General features: G+C 64.3%; 20 protein-coding genes. 4 read left to right on the top strand and 16 right to left on the bottom strand.

Annotated features, from left to right (window positions below):
- Positions 1–44: 44 nt before the first annotated feature.
- The 13 genes from K426_RS18835 to K426_RS31830 form a co-directional block, all read right to left on the bottom strand.
- Positions 45–1,283 carry a hypothetical protein gene (locus K426_RS18835; RefSeq protein WP_021688189.1) on the bottom strand — a complete coding sequence of 413 codons (1,239 nt, stop codon included), beginning with the start codon at positions 1,281–1,283 and terminating at the stop codon, positions 45–47.
- Positions 1,280–1,771, bottom strand: a complete 492-nt coding sequence (locus K426_RS18830; RefSeq protein ID WP_021688190.1) for a hypothetical protein — start codon at positions 1,769–1,771, stop codon at positions 1,280–1,282. Before K426_RS18830 ends, K426_RS18835 begins: the two co-directional genes overlap by 4 nt.
- 60 nt (positions 1,772–1,831) lie before the next feature.
- Positions 1,832–2,116, bottom strand: coding sequence for a hypothetical protein (locus K426_RS18825; RefSeq protein WP_021688191.1), 285 nt, complete (start codon positions 2,114–2,116; stop codon positions 1,832–1,834).
- Positions 2,113–2,388 carry a hypothetical protein gene (locus tag K426_RS18820; protein WP_013846907.1) on the bottom strand — a complete coding sequence of 92 codons (276 nt, stop codon included), beginning with the start codon at positions 2,386–2,388 and terminating at the stop codon, positions 2,113–2,115. The genes K426_RS18825 and K426_RS18820 overlap by 4 nt, the downstream gene beginning before the upstream one ends.
- Positions 2,389–2,500: 112 nt before the next feature.
- Complete coding sequence (locus tag K426_RS18815; RefSeq protein ID WP_021688193.1) at positions 2,501–3,259, bottom strand: PRTRC system ThiF family protein; 759 nt, start codon at positions 3,257–3,259, stop codon at positions 2,501–2,503.
- Complete coding sequence (locus K426_RS18810) at positions 3,249–3,908, bottom strand: PRTRC system protein A (protein WP_021688194.1); 660 nt, start codon at positions 3,906–3,908, stop codon at positions 3,249–3,251. The genes K426_RS18815 and K426_RS18810 overlap by 11 nt, the downstream gene beginning before the upstream one ends.
- Positions 3,905–4,735 (bottom strand): PRTRC system protein B, encoded by an 831-nt coding sequence (locus K426_RS18805; RefSeq protein WP_021688195.1) that lies wholly within the window; start codon positions 4,733–4,735, stop codon positions 3,905–3,907. Before K426_RS18805 ends, K426_RS18810 begins: the two co-directional genes overlap by 4 nt.
- Positions 4,736–4,743: 8 nt before the next feature.
- The gene (locus tag K426_RS18800; protein WP_235589404.1) at positions 4,744–5,511 is read right to left on the bottom strand and encodes a hypothetical protein; all 768 of its coding nucleotides are present in this window, start codon (positions 5,509–5,511) and stop codon (positions 4,744–4,746) included.
- A gap of 399 nt (positions 5,512–5,910) precedes the next feature.
- Positions 5,911–6,117 (bottom strand): PRTRC system protein C, encoded by a 207-nt coding sequence (locus K426_RS18795; protein ID WP_013846912.1) that lies wholly within the window; start codon positions 6,115–6,117, stop codon positions 5,911–5,913.
- Positions 6,118–6,166: 49 nt separating this feature from the next.
- Positions 6,167–6,604 carry a PRTRC system protein E gene (locus tag K426_RS18790; RefSeq protein ID WP_013846913.1) on the bottom strand — a complete coding sequence of 146 codons (438 nt, stop codon included), beginning with the start codon at positions 6,602–6,604 and terminating at the stop codon, positions 6,167–6,169.
- A gap of 37 nt (positions 6,605–6,641) precedes the next feature.
- Positions 6,642–8,279 (bottom strand): PRTRC system ParB family protein, encoded by a 1,638-nt coding sequence (locus K426_RS18785; RefSeq protein ID WP_021688197.1) that lies wholly within the window; start codon positions 8,277–8,279, stop codon positions 6,642–6,644.
- 36 nt (positions 8,280–8,315) lie between these two features.
- Positions 8,316–9,296, bottom strand: coding sequence for a DUF7146 domain-containing protein (locus tag K426_RS18780; RefSeq protein ID WP_021688198.1), 981 nt, complete (start codon positions 9,294–9,296; stop codon positions 8,316–8,318).
- A 184-nt stretch (positions 9,297–9,480) separates the two neighbouring features.
- Entirely contained in the window at positions 9,481–10,071 is a 591-nt protein-coding gene (locus tag K426_RS31830; protein WP_051585559.1) for a hypothetical protein, read from the bottom strand.
- A gap of 525 nt (positions 10,072–10,596) precedes the next feature.
- Here K426_RS31830 and K426_RS18770 point away from each other — a divergent pair.
- Positions 10,597–11,829 carry a tyrosine-type recombinase/integrase gene (locus tag K426_RS18770; protein WP_066560438.1) on the top strand — a complete coding sequence of 411 codons (1,233 nt, stop codon included), beginning with the start codon at positions 10,597–10,599 and terminating at the stop codon, positions 11,827–11,829.
- Between the two features lie 12 nt (positions 11,830–11,841).
- On the opposite strand, the gene K426_RS18765 is transcribed toward K426_RS18770, so the two are convergent.
- On the bottom strand, positions 11,842–12,045 hold the full coding sequence (locus K426_RS18765; protein ID WP_066560436.1) for a helix-turn-helix transcriptional regulator: 204 nt from the start codon (positions 12,043–12,045) through the stop codon (positions 11,842–11,844).
- 551 nt (positions 12,046–12,596) lie between these two features.
- Here K426_RS18765 and K426_RS18760 point away from each other — a divergent pair.
- Positions 12,597–12,959: a type II toxin-antitoxin system RelE/ParE family toxin gene (locus K426_RS18760; protein ID WP_066560434.1), complete on the top strand. Its 363-nt coding sequence runs from the start codon at positions 12,597–12,599 to the stop codon at positions 12,957–12,959.
- A gap of 2 nt (positions 12,960–12,961) precedes the next feature.
- Entirely contained in the window at positions 12,962–13,282 is a 321-nt protein-coding gene (locus tag K426_RS18755) for an XRE family transcriptional regulator (RefSeq protein ID WP_066560426.1), read from the top strand.
- Here the strand turns inward: K426_RS18755 and K426_RS18750 are convergent.
- Entirely contained in the window at positions 13,273–13,518 is a 246-nt protein-coding gene (locus tag K426_RS18750) for a conjugal transfer protein TraD (protein ID WP_066560417.1), read from the bottom strand. The two genes, K426_RS18755 and K426_RS18750, sit on opposite strands and share 10 nt — an antisense overlap.
- A gap of 37 nt (positions 13,519–13,555) precedes the next feature.
- Positions 13,556–13,861, bottom strand: coding sequence for a conjugal transfer protein TraD (gene traD, locus K426_RS18745; protein ID WP_066562018.1), 306 nt, complete (start codon positions 13,859–13,861; stop codon positions 13,556–13,558).
- Positions 13,862–14,032: 171 nt separating this feature from the next.
- On the opposite strand from traD, the gene traA reads away from it, so the two are divergent.
- On the top strand, positions 14,033–17,029 hold the full coding sequence (traA, locus tag K426_RS18740; RefSeq protein WP_066560408.1) for a Ti-type conjugative transfer relaxase TraA: 2,997 nt from the start codon (positions 14,033–14,035) through the stop codon (positions 17,027–17,029).
- Positions 17,030–17,037: the final 8 nt, after the last annotated feature.

Below are 17,037 nucleotides of genomic sequence, written 5' to 3'. Positions count from 1 at the left end.
GTGTGACGGGGAGCCCTGGATCTGACCTCGTCTCAGGCCTCAGGTCATCCGAGGCGAAGCGAAGCGGCATATTGGCGCAGCAGATCGGCCATCGCGGTTCGGGCATGCGCCTTGTTGCCGATCACGATCTCGGGCTGGAGTTCGCGGCCGAGCGGCGTGCGGTATCCGAGCGCCAACCTGCCGCTTATGTCCTCAACGACTATACGATGGCCGCGGGGCAGCGCCGGGCCGGCATAGCGCGCGGTGAAATCCCCGAGGCGGCCCGACAGCCCGGCGGCCATCCTGGACCATCGGATATGTCCGGCGGCAAATTGATCGCCGGGCGCTCGGCCTCGTGCGAGCCAGAGGCGGAACTGGGCTCGCTGTTGCAGCACCGAATTGCGCGTGCGCTCCATCGTTCGTGCGAGCGGGAGGATATCGGCGTCCGCATCGAGCCGTTCGAGTTCAGTGGGGTCCACGACGACGAGAATATCGGAATAGTCGCCTTGGCGCAGAGCCTGGCGCGTCACCGTCGCGTCGGCCGGCGCGGGCCCGGACGAGAGCGAAAAGGGGCGGAGCCCGGTTTCGGCGCTGACGGCATAAAGCGCGATAGCTTCGTGTCCGGATCGTTCGCGTAGCATGGCCAGGATGCCGATTGTGCCCGTCGCGAGTTCAGTCGCGCCGAGCAGAAGGACGCGGCGATGCCAGGATGCCGGTGCCGGGACGTCGGTGGGGTACGACCACTCGCTGGGGAGCGGCCGTCCCGGCTGCGCATTCTCGGTGCGATTGGGCTCGGAGGGTGTGGCAGCGAAAGCTCGACGGGCGACGTCGAAAATGTCGTCGGGTTGGCCGCCGCCATCCAAAAATCCCTGGCGGTAGGCAGGTCGCCGGACATCGGGATCACCCAGTCGTGGCGGTGACGGCGGCCTGGATTCCCATCCCGCCCGGGCAGCGTAGAGTCCGTCGGCGTAGGCAACGGCAGCATCCCAGCCATAGCCATGCACGTCACGACCATGGAGGATCGCGGGGTTTCGGCTGTCGGTGCTGCCCTGGGCGATCTGGCGCTCGATGCAGGCAAAGTTCGCGGCCACGCGCTGGCGCTCGGTTTCCTGGGCGATCGCTTCGTTGAGGGGACGAAGCGCCTGAACCCGCTCGCGGGAACGCGCCATGCGGGCGTCGAGGGGCGCATCGTTCGGCAGGTCGGGGAAACGGCGCCAGGCATCGGCCAACGCATGGGCGTGATGAGCCGGACGGCCGCGCGCCATCCAGCATCCCGCATCGGCGGGATCGAAACTGTCGGTCATGACGATCTCCGGCCTGGAATGTCAGCGGCTGGCGAGAAGCAGGTCGAGCGCGCGCGCGAACACCTCGTCGCCAGCGTCGTTGACGATGACCGCGGCGGGATTGGTGGCGCGCACGGCGCGGGCGACCGCTTGCGGAGCGGATATTGCAATATCCGGCCACTCTCGATTGTGAGAAGGTTAGTGCGTAAAAGGCGCTTTAGGCGCCGGGACTCGAGTTCGCGCGCGAGAAGGTCGGCTACCTCGATCTCGAGATCATGGTCGCAGCCGAGATTTTCATCCAGGGTGCGCACCGGCCGGTTGGCCTTGAGCCAGGCATCGACCTCGGCCACGGTCCACCGGCCAACCTGGTGATAGAAGTCCGCTCCGCCCGTTCCCTGGTTTCGGGCATGAAAGGCGAGTTCGCCTTCGATCCAGACTTCCGCCGAGAAAGCCGCGGTTTCCTGCGATAGCGCGGCGCTGTAGGAGATACGCCGTAGTTCGATTTGCATGGGGATTCTCCAGACTGCTCCATCATGCGGAGCACCCTCCCCTGTTCCCTCTCCCCCTTTCTAGGCGCAGCCCGGACTGTCGCCCGCGCCGCAAGGCCGGTATTCGGCATCGTAAGAGCAGCTGTTCTCGAATTCGGGATCGTCGGTTTCATCGACCAGATAGCCGGTGACCTCTTCAGCCGGCTCCGCCTCCAGCACACCAGCGGCGTTCGGAAGGAGACGAACGGGGAATATCCCGCGTCCGACGATCGCGTCAGCCCGCAACATCGCGCCCGCATGATCCTCGGCGGTCACCGCGACCTTGACCCTGATCGTCGTATAGACATGGACGTGAAACCCTCTCATGCCGGGAGCTCCGACCAGCCACCGGCGTCGCTGATCCAAACCATTCCGAGCGCCCGGAGCGGCATTTCCATGCAATCACTGGTCTCAGCGAGGGGATCGCGCACGAACACGCTGCCGCGGTCGTTGGCACGCTGCGGGGCGCGTCCGCCGAGCACCATCAAATCGTTGGCCCCACCCGGCATGGGGACGATATCCCCCGGCCTGACCTTGGCGGCCAGCACCCGGCCAATGGTATAATGAAGGGTCCAGCCCCTCTGGGAAAGTGACGCCATGTTTGGTCTCCTTGTGTGAATTTGCGAAGGCGCGATTCTCCCGCCGCTCCGCCGGACTGGCGTGCGGTTCCGGCCGGTGCAGGCCGACTGACACGGGGTGATGCGGGTAGGTTCAGTCGCCGCGCGGCAACGGGATCGGGACGGCCTGACCGCTGGCGAGGTTGAGGAATGCGCCGGCGTGACCGATGGAGCCGCGTCCGAGAAGGTCGAACAACAACGCCAGGGCATGGCTCGCAACGACGCGGTTGACGAACAGCGACTGGCGTTCGAGCGCTTCGGCGACCGAGCAGGAAGGGGCATCGTCGTCGGGCAGGTTTTCGTCGGCGAGTTCGGGGAAATATTCAAGCACGGTCGGCAGGCGATGGCGGTGCTTGTTGGAACAGTGCTCCGGGGAGCCTATGAGATATTGCCCGTCGCTCGCGCGATTGCCGAGATCCATCCAATAGGCGGGAACGGTCCCGCATTCGGCGAGCGCGGCACCGATCGCGCGGCGGGCCGATGCCGTGTCGACACAGGTGATGACGATGTCGGCGCCATCCATACTAATGGCTTCAGGGGCGCGGCCGTGCACTGCCTGCCAGGCCAGGCCGTGTGCGAGGTTGATCCGTTCGGTGAGCGTGCGGGCCTTGGAACTGCCGACGTCGCCCCGGTAATATGGCTGCCTGCCGAGATTGGCTTCGGTCACGATGTCGTCGTCAATCACGACGACATGCAGCGATCGCGAGGAGATCGCGCGCAGCGCGGTGTCGAGCGAGGCGAGTCCCATCAGCATCTGCCCGCCGTTTCCGCCGCAACCGACCAGCAGGATGTTGATCGTGCGATTATCGAACCCGGCGGGCAGATAATGACGATCCGTGAGGTCAGTCGGCATGACGGTCTCCTGAAAACGGGCTCCGTGGTAACGGCAGGAACATGCCGTCGGCGCAAAGGCGCGCGAGCATCGCCGGACCACAGGGATCGTCGAGCCGGCCGACGACGATCGCGATCTTCGTCGCATGGGCGTCATCGGCATCGTCGGTGGTGCTGAAGAAGGCGGGACCGACCCCGTGGCTGTGAAAATCGCAGACAACATGCCAATCGGGCTGCGGAATCGGCGTGCGATAGACGAGGCGCGAGGGTGTGGCTTCGTCGATGACAGGAAGGTCCACCGCGAATTCCCGGGTCGCTTCGTTCCAGAGGACGAACGCCGCGGCTTCATTGGGCAAGGCTGCGCGAAAATGATCGAGAATATGATCGAGATGCTCGCGTGGAATGAGCCCGCAGCGCAGTTCGGCGCGACAGGCGCCCGTGCTGCCATAGGGCATATGGAGGGAAAGCGGCGGCGTGATCGGGAAATCCAGTTCCAGCCAGGGCCGGCGCAGGATGAGCATGACGCCGTCTATCCCGATCGCAAGGCCGCGTCCGGCGCGGGCGGCGCGCAGCATAGCGAGGGCGGGCGAGCGTCCCTGTGGCGGGACCGGATAACAGGGCACGGCGGCAAGGACCGCGGCCGCAGTGGGATCGTCAGCAAGCACGGTCATTGGTTCGCCCCTCTCGCAAGGAGCTTTCCGAGAGTCATCTGATCGGTCCGGGTTGCTCGCCGGGAGGCCTGTCGTGTCCGACCGGGATCGAATGGCCTGAGACGCCTGACCGGAAAGCGCTTCGCCTTGCGCGCGGCGAGGTCGTCCCAGAGCCGAACCAGACCACCTTTGCCGGTGATGGTCAGTTCCTGTCCGGGATTGGGGTGGGTGGACCAGCTATCGAACACCCCGCGCTCGAATTCCGGGATGGAGGCTGTCGTCAGCGTTTTTGGCTTCGGAATGTTGCCCCAGCAAAGTTGCCCGTCGAGATAGACATTGAGCACCGGCGAGTGCAGCACCGGGGTATCGATGCCGGGGCGTTCGTTTGCCGGCAAGGCGTAAACGCCGAACCCCGATCGGGTCGCGATGAACAGATGCGGCGGATACGGGACCGGCATAGTGGTTCGCGCGGCGAGCACCTGCAGGCCGGCGGGCGGATCCGTGAGAGCGAAATAGGCCGGGCGAACCTGGGTCGGGATCCACCATGCGAGCATGTCGGGATGAGCGACCAGCACATTGTCAGGCAGGAATTCGGGAAGAACGGTCCGGCCCAGGGCCTCGGTCCATTGACGCAGATGCGCGCGCGACAGCGATGTGCCCGCGCCGATGATCGGCTTTCCCTCATCGTCATGCTCGATCGCATGGATGCTGGCGAATGCGGCGGCGCCCGCGCGAGCGGTGGCATAGGGACTGGCGTTGCGGATCGGCTGGCTGCGGTAAAGGAGAATGGCGTTGGTCAGCGCGAGGCCGCCGGCGGTCGCTTCGAACTGGGTGCGGTGGTCGGACATAAGGAACCTCAAAGGTTGGCTGGATCGAGCTGGATCAGGTCCTGCGCGGCGAGCAGGAACCGCGCGCCGACACGCAAGGACGCGAACCAGTCGTCGATCGGGACTGAATCTGGCAAAGGGCAGAAGCCGGCGATGTCCATGAAGCCGTATTCCATCCCGTGGCGTCCGACGTCATCGACCTCGCGTGCGAACTGCTCGACCGGAACGAGCGTCAGCGGGGGCAATGTCGAGCATTCCTCGATGCCGGGGAGATACTCTTGGGCAATCTCGATATCGAATTGCCAGGCGCTGCGCTCCGGTCGGAGTTTCCCGAGAGCGGCGTACGCCTTGCGGAGTTCCTCCAGTTTCCGGTGTAAGCCGTTCGGAAGTTCCGCCGATGCCCCCGCGTTTGCCGCGATCATCCAATCGGGCCGGCGAGACTCCATGTTGGATGGCAGAGTGAGTTCCTCGATATCGTCAGGATCCATGCCCTGATATTCGACGATCCACTGCCGCGCGGTTTCATCATCGGTCGCGCCGTCCCAATAGTACATAGAGATTTCATCGAAGAGGTCCTGGTAGCCGAAGATCGGAAGGGCGCGGCCCAGCATATCGTCGAGGGCCTTGTAGGCTGCGGCGCGCCAGGGAATGGGCGCATCGCTGTCTTCGATCCATCCGAGGTCGAGTTGCCCCATGCTGTCGCAGATCACCGCGATAGCCGGCGGATAACCTTCGTTCCCGTGAAGAACCGCGACCCTGAAGTCCGCGAATTCGACGGAGCCCAGAATGTCGAGCACCGCCTTGTCGAACAGTCGTTCGATGCGCTGGCGCGCCTGGTCGCGAGTATAGCGTTTAGCCGTCGTTTCCCGAGACGTGGCCCAGCGGCCTATCAGCTTGTGATGGGACGCCAGTGGAGCATCGAAGAGGGCGGGAATGTCGCCGGACAGTGCAACGGCCCGCCCCGCAAGGTCAGCCAAGGGGTGGAAGGCGCAGGCCCGGTGGCGGCGGGAGCGGCCTGGGAGCCTTGCTCCCGCCGTCCCCGGACGCGAGAAGGATGCACGCGTGGAGCGCCTGGGTTTGCTCGCTGCAGATTGGCTGGGTGAATTCGGATGTGTCGCCATTGCCGGGCTCGATCCATTCGATGAGCGTTTTACGAACTGCGGACGGGATCGCCGCGCTGCTGCCGCGCGCCACGGTCAGCCCTTGGTGCCGACGGCGCGCCGGTATTCGGTGACGTGAGCGCCGCCCGACACGCCGGCGTCGACCATCTCGGCGTTGAGAACCGCGGGGTAGAGCGTGGCATGGTAGGCACGCAGACCGTCGGGATCGTTGGCGAGATGCGGCGGAACCGGAAGGTCGATGCCGTCATAGCGGTACGCGCGGGTGAGATGGTTGATCTGCATGAGGTAAAACTCCCGGCTTGGGTCGTGGCGAGATTTGAGCGGAGTCCGGTCAGAACAAGGTGGCGGGTTGGTCCGGTTTGGCGTCGACCGGCGGGGTGACCGCGTGCTGGAGCTTCGGAGGACTCACAGGCACCGTCGTCTTTGCTGTCGCGGCCTTCGTGGCGGCCTTGGCCTTCGCGGCCTCCGCTGCGGCGATCCTTGCGTCCTCGGCCGCCTGGCGCTGATCGGCGATCTGGTCGGCAAGGGTCTTGCGCGTAGCGATGAGCTGGCCGAGTGCGCCGTCCGATCCACGGCCAAGTTCCGCATCGATCTCCACGGCGGTTGCGGTGATCGAGATCGGGCGGGTCTCGCCGGATTCGAGACCGTGCTTCGCGCCTTCCGCCTTGCGGGGAATGACGGTCAGCGTGACGGTATCGTCGGGGCCGGCGACAAGATCGAAACCGAGCGAATAGTTGGCGAGAAGCGGCAGCAGGTTGGCAATCAACATGGGCGTTGGTCCTTGTCTGGAAGGGTGAGGGTGTCGGTCAGGCGGCGATTTGCGAGATGGGAGCGTCGGCCGGCTGGGCAGCACGATCCGGGGGCGGTCCATAGGCGCCATCGAGCGTCATGCAGCCCGGCAGACGTCCCGCCCAATCGAACCCGATGCGATTGAGCATGCTGGTGACAAGCTCGGTCTTTTTCGATGCGAGCAGCTTGGCGAACCGTTTCTCGCCGACATGCGCGATCAGGCCGCATTCCTGGGCGATGAACTTGAGCTCTTCCTTTGTGTAGCGCTCGAGAAAGGTCTGATCGACCTGCCACGTCTCGCGCAAGTCGACCTCGAACACTCTCGCAAGGTCCGCGACATGATCGAAGCTGAGCACATCCTTGGCGTAAGCGCCGCCGATGACGGCCAGCACATTGGCGGCCCGCGCATCGGCAAGCGCCCGGATTTCCGCGATCTTGCCCTTGAAGTCGAGGTCCGGGAACGAGGCGCCGACGAGGATGCCAGCGCGGGACGTCAGCGTGTCGGGCTTGATCTGCGAAAGCGTGCCCGACATCGCCGCCACAAGGATCGTGGTCCGGGCGTGGACAGCATTGCCCGCGAGCGCACGGGCAAGCGCGGTTCGCCATGTCGCCTCGCGAAGCTCGGCGGTTCGGGTCGCGATCGACCTGGCCGTGACGGTCGGCTTATGCGCCGTCGACGCGGCCGGCACGGTCTCGGCAGTGCGTGGCGGGGGAGGCTCGCGGTTTTCGACAGCACTGGATGATATGGCGCCGCGTTCCGGCTGCGGCTGGAGATCCATCGATGGCGCGGGTTCGACGGTGACATCGTCCTGCGCATCAGCGTCGGCATCATCGGCAGCAGGAGGCATCGCTCTCCTGGCCGCCTTCGCGGCGCGCTCCTTTTCCTCGAAACGGATCACCTCGGCGGCTTCGGTCTTGAGCTTGAAGCATCCCGGATTGGTGCAATGGCCATCATCGACATGGGTTTCGAAAAGGACTTGCTGCGCCGCCGAGTTGAACGGACAGGTGGCGCACTCGGTCTTGTCGAAACAGGCGCTCGCGAGGCTATGCGTGATGCGCATCAGTTCCTTGCGCGTATCGTTCACGTCAAGATTCAGGCGCAGGATCGTGTCGAGGGCCGTGTCCTGCTTGTCCTTGGGGATGACGGCGAGCAGTTCGGCGTGACCAACCTTGATCCGGCGCTCATCGAGGGCGGTCTTAGCGGCGTCGGTGAGTTCAGCGAGCGCCAGGCGGCGATCAAGCTTGGCGCGGGACCAGGCCAGTCGCCGTGCGGCCTCGGCGCGGTCGCCGTTGCATGCCGCGAGGTAGCGGACGGCGGCATCGGCCTGCTCGGTCTCCGACGGATCGTCACGGTCGTCATTCTCGGCGATCGCGGCATCGAGCGCTTCCTGGTCCGTCATCACGCGGATGATGACCGGCACTTCGCCGTCGAGCCCATAGACTTCCAGCCCTGCCCTGTACCGGCGCTCGCCGGCGACGATGGCATAGACGTCGTCCTTCGGCCGGAGCAATATGGGCTGGAGTATGCCGCGCTGCCGGATGGAAGCCACCATCTCCTCGTGCTTCTTCCGGTCGAAATACCGGCGGGGATTGTCGCCCTTCACGATACTGGCGAGCGGCAGCGTGGAGGGATAGCTCGGTTGTAGCGAGGTCAAGGCTCGTCTCCTGTGTGGATTGTAGCAGGCTCGCGTTCAGGGTTGGCTGGACGCCCATGCCGCTGCGCGTGTCGGAATGTGCGGGACGCGGCTGATCATCAGTCTGCATTCCGCAACCATCTCCCTCCCCCTTCCCCTCGCCCGGTAGAGGTCGTTCCAGTCATTGAAGCCCGGCGGTGGAGGCAGCGGCTCGATCGACCGGCCGTCTCGCGCATGCGCCTGTTTCGCCCGCGCCGCGCCGCGCCGACCGGAAAGGTCGTTGTCGTGAAGGAGGAAGAGGCGTTCGACCCGCTCAGGCACAGTGACCAGGGGGAAGCGGTCGGCACCAAGCGCGGCCCAGACAGGGATGCCGAGCAGCAAATGAGCGGACCAGGCGGTCTCCCAGCCCTCAGCCAGCCCCAGCACATCGGTGGCGGCCCCGAAACGGACGGTGCCACCGTGCGGGCGACCCAGCATCAGTTTGGGCGGATCGAGATCAGTGGCCGGCAATCCGGTCCGGGGGTCGAGGAACAGCCGTTCGAGTGCTATGACGCCGGTGTCGGCTTCAACGGCGGCGAGCAGCGCCGGACGGAAACGGACGTCGGCGCCCCGGCCGAGCGGCACATGATCATGGTAGCGCAGCGCCGGATGCGGCTCGTTGAAACCACGCGTCGCCATATAGACGCCCGCCGGCGTATCGGTAACGGCACGCGCTTCCTTCCAGAGCGAACGGATCCGGCCGGCCAACCGTCGCTCGCTGCCATCCGCGCGTGCGAATTCCGTTTCAGCATCGGCCGTCGGTATAGGGCGCCTGTCGCTGCGCAGCGCGCGAATGACATCGATCGTGGAACAGCCGGCAAAGCATTTGAACAATATGCTATGCTCGCCGACCCGGACCGAAAGGCTCGGGCGATGGTCGTCATGCGCCGGGCAACGGCACATCGCGCCCGATGGCTTCCATGTTCCACCGAGTGATTTGACGATGCTGGCGGCAGCGGCATGGAGACGAGGATCGGCGCTCGTGCGCGACAGGGCCATGGGAGGAACTCCAGCATAGGGAAAACTCCCTCGCCCCACTCCTCCTTCTCTTCAGGCCGCGGCCGACGCTCGCTGCCAATGTGATCTCAGGTCGGATCAACGGGCAGCGCGTCCCCGTTTCACCGGCGCAGTGCTGCACGCTACGCTGGCCTATTTGCTGACCACTGATACCGACGCTGAACTTCTACCGTCGGAACCGCCGGACGCCGTCTATCGCAATGCAGAACGGGACTTCCTGCCGGGTCCCGTCTGGAACGTCGCCGCATTTGCGGGCGCAGTCGTGACAGGTTTGCGCATATCCGGACAGCAAGGTCTGGAAACACGCATCCATCTTATCCCGCCCGGCGGCGGTCAGCTGGACATATATCCGGCGTTTATCGAAGGGATCAGGGAAGCGCTCGACTATGCCTTGCGCCTCCATCTCGCCAAGGCATCGCCGACCGGTCATCTCCGATGCTTTCGACGCGAGGCAGAAGCTGGTCAGAGAAGTCTTCAATCCCTGGCTGTCGCGCCAGTAGAGATCGAGCAACATTTCGCATCCTGGGTCGGCGCAGAGAGAGCCGAACATGGTGGCCGACGCCGCTCTTGCGCTAATGATCGACCTGCATAGAGGTGCGAAAACAGCCGGACGGCCTGTGTCGTCCAGCATGGGGTCAATTCGGGCATCGTGTCGCATGGGCATTTGCTCTCCATCCCATTTGGGTAGCATCATGGCGAACCGTGCCGATGCCCCAACGTCTGGTTGCCCCCCGCTATCCTGAACAAAGTAGTCCAACAGGCATGATGCTCGAATCCTCCTGTCCGGCAAGGTGCCTTTTGGAGGGGAATTTCGATACCGAATTGGTTAACATTGCGGGATATTCCCACATTGCCTGCCCAGCATCGACGCGCGGGCAACTGGCGGATCGTGAAGCGAACGCGAAGCCAAAGTCGACACATTAGCGTGCGGTCTGCGCCTGAAAGGCAAGAAGCGTGAGGAACCCATCCAGCAGCATTACCGTGGCACATTTCGTGGCACATTTAGGGTAATGGAGGGGAGTGGAGGGCAATTGGCGCACCGCAAATCAAGGGCTTGCTTCCCCTGCGTTACCCTGTATTACCCCGAAGGCCCGGTTCGATTCCCGTAGGGGTCACCAAAATCCTCTCCCAGAGGGTTCCAGAAGATGCCACAAGTGGCTGATTTCTGCGGGTTTTTCGTGGTATAGGTATCCCATACGGAGCGGCTTCGTGCCACCGGATACCACCATGTTGATGGTATATCTGATGGTAGCGCGGCCCTCCCCCAAAAGGAGATACCATCATGGCGCTTACCGCTGTTGCAGTTAACAAGGCCAAAGGCCGCGCAAAGCCCTACAAACTCACCGATGGCGACGGGCTGTTTCTGTATGTCACCCCCAACGGTGGCCGCTACTGGCGCATGAACTACCGCCACTTGGGGAAGCAAAAGACGCTTGCCTTTGGCGTCTATCCCGACACCGGCCTTGCCGAAGCCCGCGAGCAGCGGGACGCAGCGCGGAAGGTTCTGGCGCGCGGCAACGATCCGGCCGAGCAGATCAAGCTGGAAAAGATCGCGGCGGCCGTGGCAGCGTCCAACAGCTTCAAGGCGGTTGCCGACGAATGGCTGGTGAAGGTCAAGCTTGAAGGCCGCTCCGCCGTCACCATGAAGAAATTGCGCTGGCTGCTGGACTTCATCAACGAGTCCATCGGCAAGCGCCCTATCGCCTCCATTTCCGCACAGGAGCTTTTGGTAATGCTCCGCAAGATGGAGAGCAAAGGCCGCTATGAGACGGCCAAGCGCCTTCGCAGCACTGCCAGCCAAATATTCCGCTACGCCATCGCCACGGCCCGCGCAGAACGCGACGTGGCGGCGGACCTTCGCGGCGCACTGATTGCGCCCCAGCCCGTCCACCGCGCGGCGATCACCAGCGGCAACGAGGCGGGCGGTTTGCTCCGCGCCATCGAGACGTTCGAGGGACACCCTAACACCAAGGCCGCGTTGCAACTTCTCCCCCATGTGTTCGTGCGTCCGGGCGAACTGCGCTATGCCGAGTGGGCGGACTTCGATTTCGACAAGGCGCTTTGGGTCATCCCGAAGCACAAGACCAAGATGCGGCGCATCCACAGCATTCCCCTGTCCCGGCAGGCGCTGGCGATCCTAGAAACCATCGAGCATGACGCGGAGTATAGCAGCTACCTGTTCCCGTCCCTGCGGTCGGTTGATCGGCCCATGTCGGAAAACACCATCAACGCGGCATTGCGGCGCTTGGGGTTCGCCCAGGACGAAATGACCGGCCACGGCTTCCGGGCGATGGCGGCAACGCTCTTGAACGAGATGGGGCTATGGCATCCCGACGCCATCGAGCGTCAGCTTGCCCATTGCGACAACAACGCCGTTCGCCGGGCCTATACGCGCGGCGAGTATTGGGATGAGCGCGTTCGCATGATGCAGCACTGGTCCGACCATCTCGATTTCCTCCGCGATGGCGCGAAGGTCATCAAAGGCACGTTCCGCAAGGCCAAGGCCGGGCAATAGCCCGGCCTTGCGTCACTCGGCGCGATCCTCGCGGTAGGCGGCGGGGTTGGCGATCCAGCGATCCACGGCGGACTCGTGCCAGCCGGTGCCGTGGACGCTGATTGTGATTTGCCGGGGGAAGCTGCCTTCCGCGATTTTTCTATACAAAGTGGAGCGCGAAAGGCCGGTGCGGGTCAGCACCGTCTTGAGGCGGATAATCTTTTCCTTGTTAGGCATTGCATAACTTCCGTTTTTGACGTTGGCATATCCCCCTACGAACAGAATTGGCGGCACGGATTCACAGCGCAAGAGCGCCCCGGCCTAGACAAGACCAAGATGCGGCTCACGGCGGTCTAAGTGTATCGAACGGCGGGAAACGGCGGCGAACTACGGGAAACGGTGGCGTATGGCGGTGGACGGCGGCAATAGGCGGTGATTTACGACCTATGCTTGCACGTTTCTTTCCAAACCGTGACAAATAAGCCACGAGATCACGCGACTTGCTGGCAGGATATGCGACCCGATGGACTTGGCGTAGTTCTGATTCGCACGACATGGCGGAGCCTTTCTCGGTGGCCCGCCATCGCCACGAACTCATGCTGTATCAGTTCATTCCGCGACGCAAGGGGGGTAGGCACTTCACTGCCGACAGGTGCAAAATTAGTTCTAAAACTGGCGATTTTGTCCGATTTGGTCGGGAGACGGACAAATCGGAAGATGCAGGCCGCCCCCTTCAATCATAGCTTCAAGGCTATGGACAAAATATAGCTTAGAGGATATATAGCCTTATGCCGTGGACGGTTCGCAACCATGATGCCTTCGACGCTGAATATGACGCGATGCCCGATGCGGTGCAGGACGAACTTTTGGCGGCAACCGGCCTATTGGAACTTTACGGTCCCCGGCTTGGTCGCCCCCATGCCGATACGCTTGGCGGATCGCGGCACGCGAACATGAAGGAATTGCGCTTCAATGCCGATGGCGGTGTATGGCGCGTGGCTTTTGCGTTCGACCCGGAGCGGCAAGCGATCCTGCTGGTTGCGGGCGACAAGGCAGGCGTGGCGCAGAAGCGGTTTTACAAGACGTTGATTGCCAAGGCCGACAAGCGGTTTGACGAGCATCTGGCGGCGCTGGCCGCGAAGGAGAAATGACGATGGGACGTTCGCGCAGTGAGATCATGGCCGCCCTGCCCGAAGATCGCCGCCGCCGCATCGAGGCGCGCGCGCAGGAATTGGTTGCGGAGGTCGAGGGACTAAAAGCGTTACGCCAGCTTGCCGAGCGCAGCCAAGAACAGATCGCGGAAACCTTGGGCGTGAAGCAGCCTTCCGTTCACAAGATCGAGCGACAGACGGACCTTTACCTTTCGACGCTTCGCCGCTTCGTTGAGGCAGCGGGCGGCAAGCTGGAACTTCGCGTCGAATTGCCCGGCAAAGGCGTCCTGCATCTGACGGGTGTTGGCGATCTTCACGCCTGACCCGTCGCACTTTCCGTCCCGGCCTTGGCTTCCGCTTCCGCCTCGAACGCGCGCTTGCCCTTGCGCTGCCATAGGGCAAGCGCGTTGGCTCGTTCCTCGCCTTGCAGCTTGCCCGCGACCGTGAGGAAGGCACCGAACAGCGTAGCGCGATCATCGTCGGTCAAATCGACCAGCCCCGCCTTGACGACCAACCCGCCCAATTCGATCAAGTGTCGTGTCCGTTCCCGTCGCCTCATCACCCATTCCCGCGTGTCCGTTCGCGCCTTTGCTGCCTCAATGTGATGCCGCGCCGTCTTGGAGCGGTAGAGCGCCTTCCGGCTGTTGTTCAGATCGCGGCGCAGGCTTGCGTTGTTTGCTGCGAAAAAAGGCCGCGCCCGCCTTGCGCCAGCCCTCCCTTGTCGCGCTGTCCTTGCTGGCGACGGCATCGAGTAGCGCACCCGCCAGCAGATCGGCATCGAGCGCATCGGCCCCGGTTGCCGCGACCAGTTCGCCAAGCTGGCGCACGCGGCGTTCCTTGAGCGCCTTCGCCTTGTCGGCCAGCGCCTTGAGTTCCGAATCAAAGTCACGCGGTTTACGCATCACAGTCTCCATTCTTTGCGGATGGAGTGATTCTAGAGTATTGCTTTGCGTATTGCTGTAGAGTCGCCGGGACGTTCTGGAACCGCCTAGTCCCTGCTCGGATTTTATTCGAGGAGGGCGCGCTTATACGTCGTGCCGACGTGCGCTTGAGGCAGTAGATGGTATGTCGCTATGGCGATCTACCATTTCTCTGTTCAGGTCATCGGGCGCGGCCAAGGTCGCAGCGCCGTTGCGGCGGCGGCCTATCGCGCGGCGGAACGCCTGCATGACGAGCGCCTCGACCGCGACCATGATTTCCGCGCCAAGTCGGGCGTCGAGCATAGCGAGATCATGCTGCCCGAAGGTGCGCCCGAACGCTTGTCGGATCGGGAAACCCTCTGGAACGAGGTCGAGGCAGGCGAGAAGCGCAAGGACGCACAGCTAGCGCGCGAGGTCGAGTTTTCCATTCCGCGCGAGATGGATAAGGCGCAGGGCATCGAGCTTGCCCGCGACTTTGTGCAAGCGGAGTTTGTCGCGCGCGGCATGATTGCCGACCTCAATGTGCATTGGGATATCGGCGCGGACGGCCGGCCCAAACCCCATGCCCATGTCATGCTCACCATGCGCGCGGCGAACGAACAGGGGTTCGGCGCGAAGGAACGCGACTGGAACCGCACCGAGCTTGTCGAGCAATGGCGCGAGCGTTGGGCGGATCACGTCAACACCCGCCTTGCCGAACTCGACATTGACGCCCGCATCGACCACCGCAGCCTTGAAGCGCAGGGCATCGACCTAGAACCGCAAGACAAGATCGGCCCCGCAGCTTCGCGCATGGATGAGCGCGGCCTTGAGTCCGAGCGGATCGAGGATCACCGCGCCACCGCGCAGCGCAACGGCGAACGTATCATCGCGGAACCGCGTATCGCGCTCGACGCGATCACCCATCATCAGGCGACGTTCACCACCCGCGACCTTGCGATGTTCGTCCACCGGCACAGCGACGGCAAGGAGCAGTTCGACCGGGCGATGAGCGCCGTTCGCGGCTCGCCCGATTTGATCGCACTCGGCAAGGACGGGCGCGGCGATGACAGATTCACCAGCCGCGAGATGATCGAAACCGAACAGCGGTTGCAGCGCGCTTCGGAACTGCTTGCGACAAGCGAGCGGCACCGCACCGACGAGCAGGCCCGCGAGGCGGCTTTGACCGGCGCGGAGAGGCGCGGGTTGGAGTTGTCAGGCGAGCAGCGCGCAGCGTTCGAGCATGTGACGGGCGAGCGCGGCTTGAGCGTCGTCGTCGGTTACGCAGGCACGGGCAAGAGCGCCATGCTTGGCGTTGCGCGGGAGGCATGGGAGCGCGGCGGGTATGACGTGCGCGGCGCGGCACTGTCCGGCATCGCCGCCGAAGGGCTTGAGAACGGATCGGGCATTGCGTCGGGGACCATCGCCAGCATGGAACATGGCTGGTCGCAGGGCCGCGATATGCTCGGCCCTCGCGACGTGCTGGTGATCGACGAGGCGGGCATGGTCGGCACGCGCCAGATGGAGCGCGTGCTGTCCCATGCCGCCGACGCCGGCGCAAGGGTTGTGCTGGTGGGCGACCCGCAGCAGTTGCAGGCCATCGAGGCGGGCGCGGCGTTCCGTGCGATCCACGAACGGCACGGCGGCGTCGAGATTACAGAGGTTCGCCGCCAGCATGTCGAGTGGCAGCAGGACGCCACCCGCCAGCTCGCGACCGGCCGCACAGGTGAGGCGATCCGGGCCTATGCCGATCATGGCATGGTCCATGCCGCCGAGACGCGCGAACAGGCGCGTGCCGAACTTGTCGAGCAGTGGGGCCGCGAGCGCATCGCCGCGCCGGATCAGTCGCGGATCATCCTCACCCATACCAATGACGAGGTACGCGAACTGAACGAAGCGGCGCGCGACCGGATGCGCGAAGCGGGCCAGCTTGGCGACGACGTATTGGTGAAGGCCGAGCGCGGCAATCGCATGTTCGCATCGGGCGACCGCATCATGTTCCTTCGCAACGAGCGCGATTTGCAAGTGAAGAACGGCACGCTGGCGACCATCGAGAAGGTCAGCCCGGAGCATATCGCCGTCCGCACCGATGACGGGCGCTCCGTAGCCTTCGACACCAAGACTTACGCCCATCTCGATCATGGCTATGCCGCGACCTTCCACAAGGCGCAGGGCATGACCGTGGACCGGGCGCATATGCTCGCCACGCCGGGAATGGATCGCCACTCCGCCTATGTCGGCATGACCCGCCACAGGGACGGCGCGCAGGTTCACTATGGCCGCGATGACTTCAAGGACCAGTCCCGGCTTGCCGGTGTCCTGTCGCGCGAGCGGGCGAAGGACATGGCGAGCGATTATGCCCGCGCCGATCCGGCCAAGGAGTATGCCGAACGGCGCGGCATCACGTTTGGCGGGCGCATCGCGGAAATCGTCCGCCCGGTGGCGGAGAAGGCGCGCGGGATCTTCGACGGCTTGCGCCTCTCGCTCCCCGGTCAGCAGCGCGAGCCAGCGGCATCGCCCGAACGCCCGCGCGGCATCTTCGACGGTCTGGACCTGAGCGGCACGATATCCATGGCCGAGCGCGATCCGGCCCGCCAGCACCAGCGCGAGCATAAGCCGATGCGCGCCGGGGGCGTGCGCGGGGCGGTGGAACGCTACGCGAGAGCCTTGGACGCGATCCACCAGACCCGCGCGCAAGGCATCGACGCCATGCCCCACCAGCGCGAGGCGCTGGACCGCGCTAGGGAGACGCTGGACGCGATCCGGCCCAATGCCTCCGCCGACCTCACCAGCGCGTTCCGGGGTGAACCGGAACTGATCCGCGAGGCCGCGGAGGGGCGCGGCCAGGCCGCGCTACGAGCGATGAGCCAAGAGGCGGAATTGCGGGCCGATCCCTACGCCCGCGCCGACCGCTTCGTGGAGGGCTGGCAGCAGCTCCGGCAGGCGCAGGACGAGCTACGGCGCGACGGGGATTTCCGGGGCGCGAAGCGCGTCGGTCAGGACATGGCCGGGATGACGAAAAGTCTCGAACGCGACGCGCAGATGGAATCGCTGCTGTCCGGGCGGCGTCAGGAATTGGGCATCGACGTGGACATGGGCCGCAGCCTTGCCCGTGATTTGGCGGACTCCGTGCCGTTCGATCATGGCCGCGACCTTGGCATGAGCCGATAGGAGAAGGA

The sequence above is a fragment of the Sphingobium sp. TKS genome, from assembly GCF_001563265.1.
Taxonomy (GTDB): domain Bacteria; phylum Pseudomonadota; class Alphaproteobacteria; order Sphingomonadales; family Sphingomonadaceae; genus Sphingobium.
This window is presented reverse-complemented; position numbering and strand designations above follow the sequence as displayed.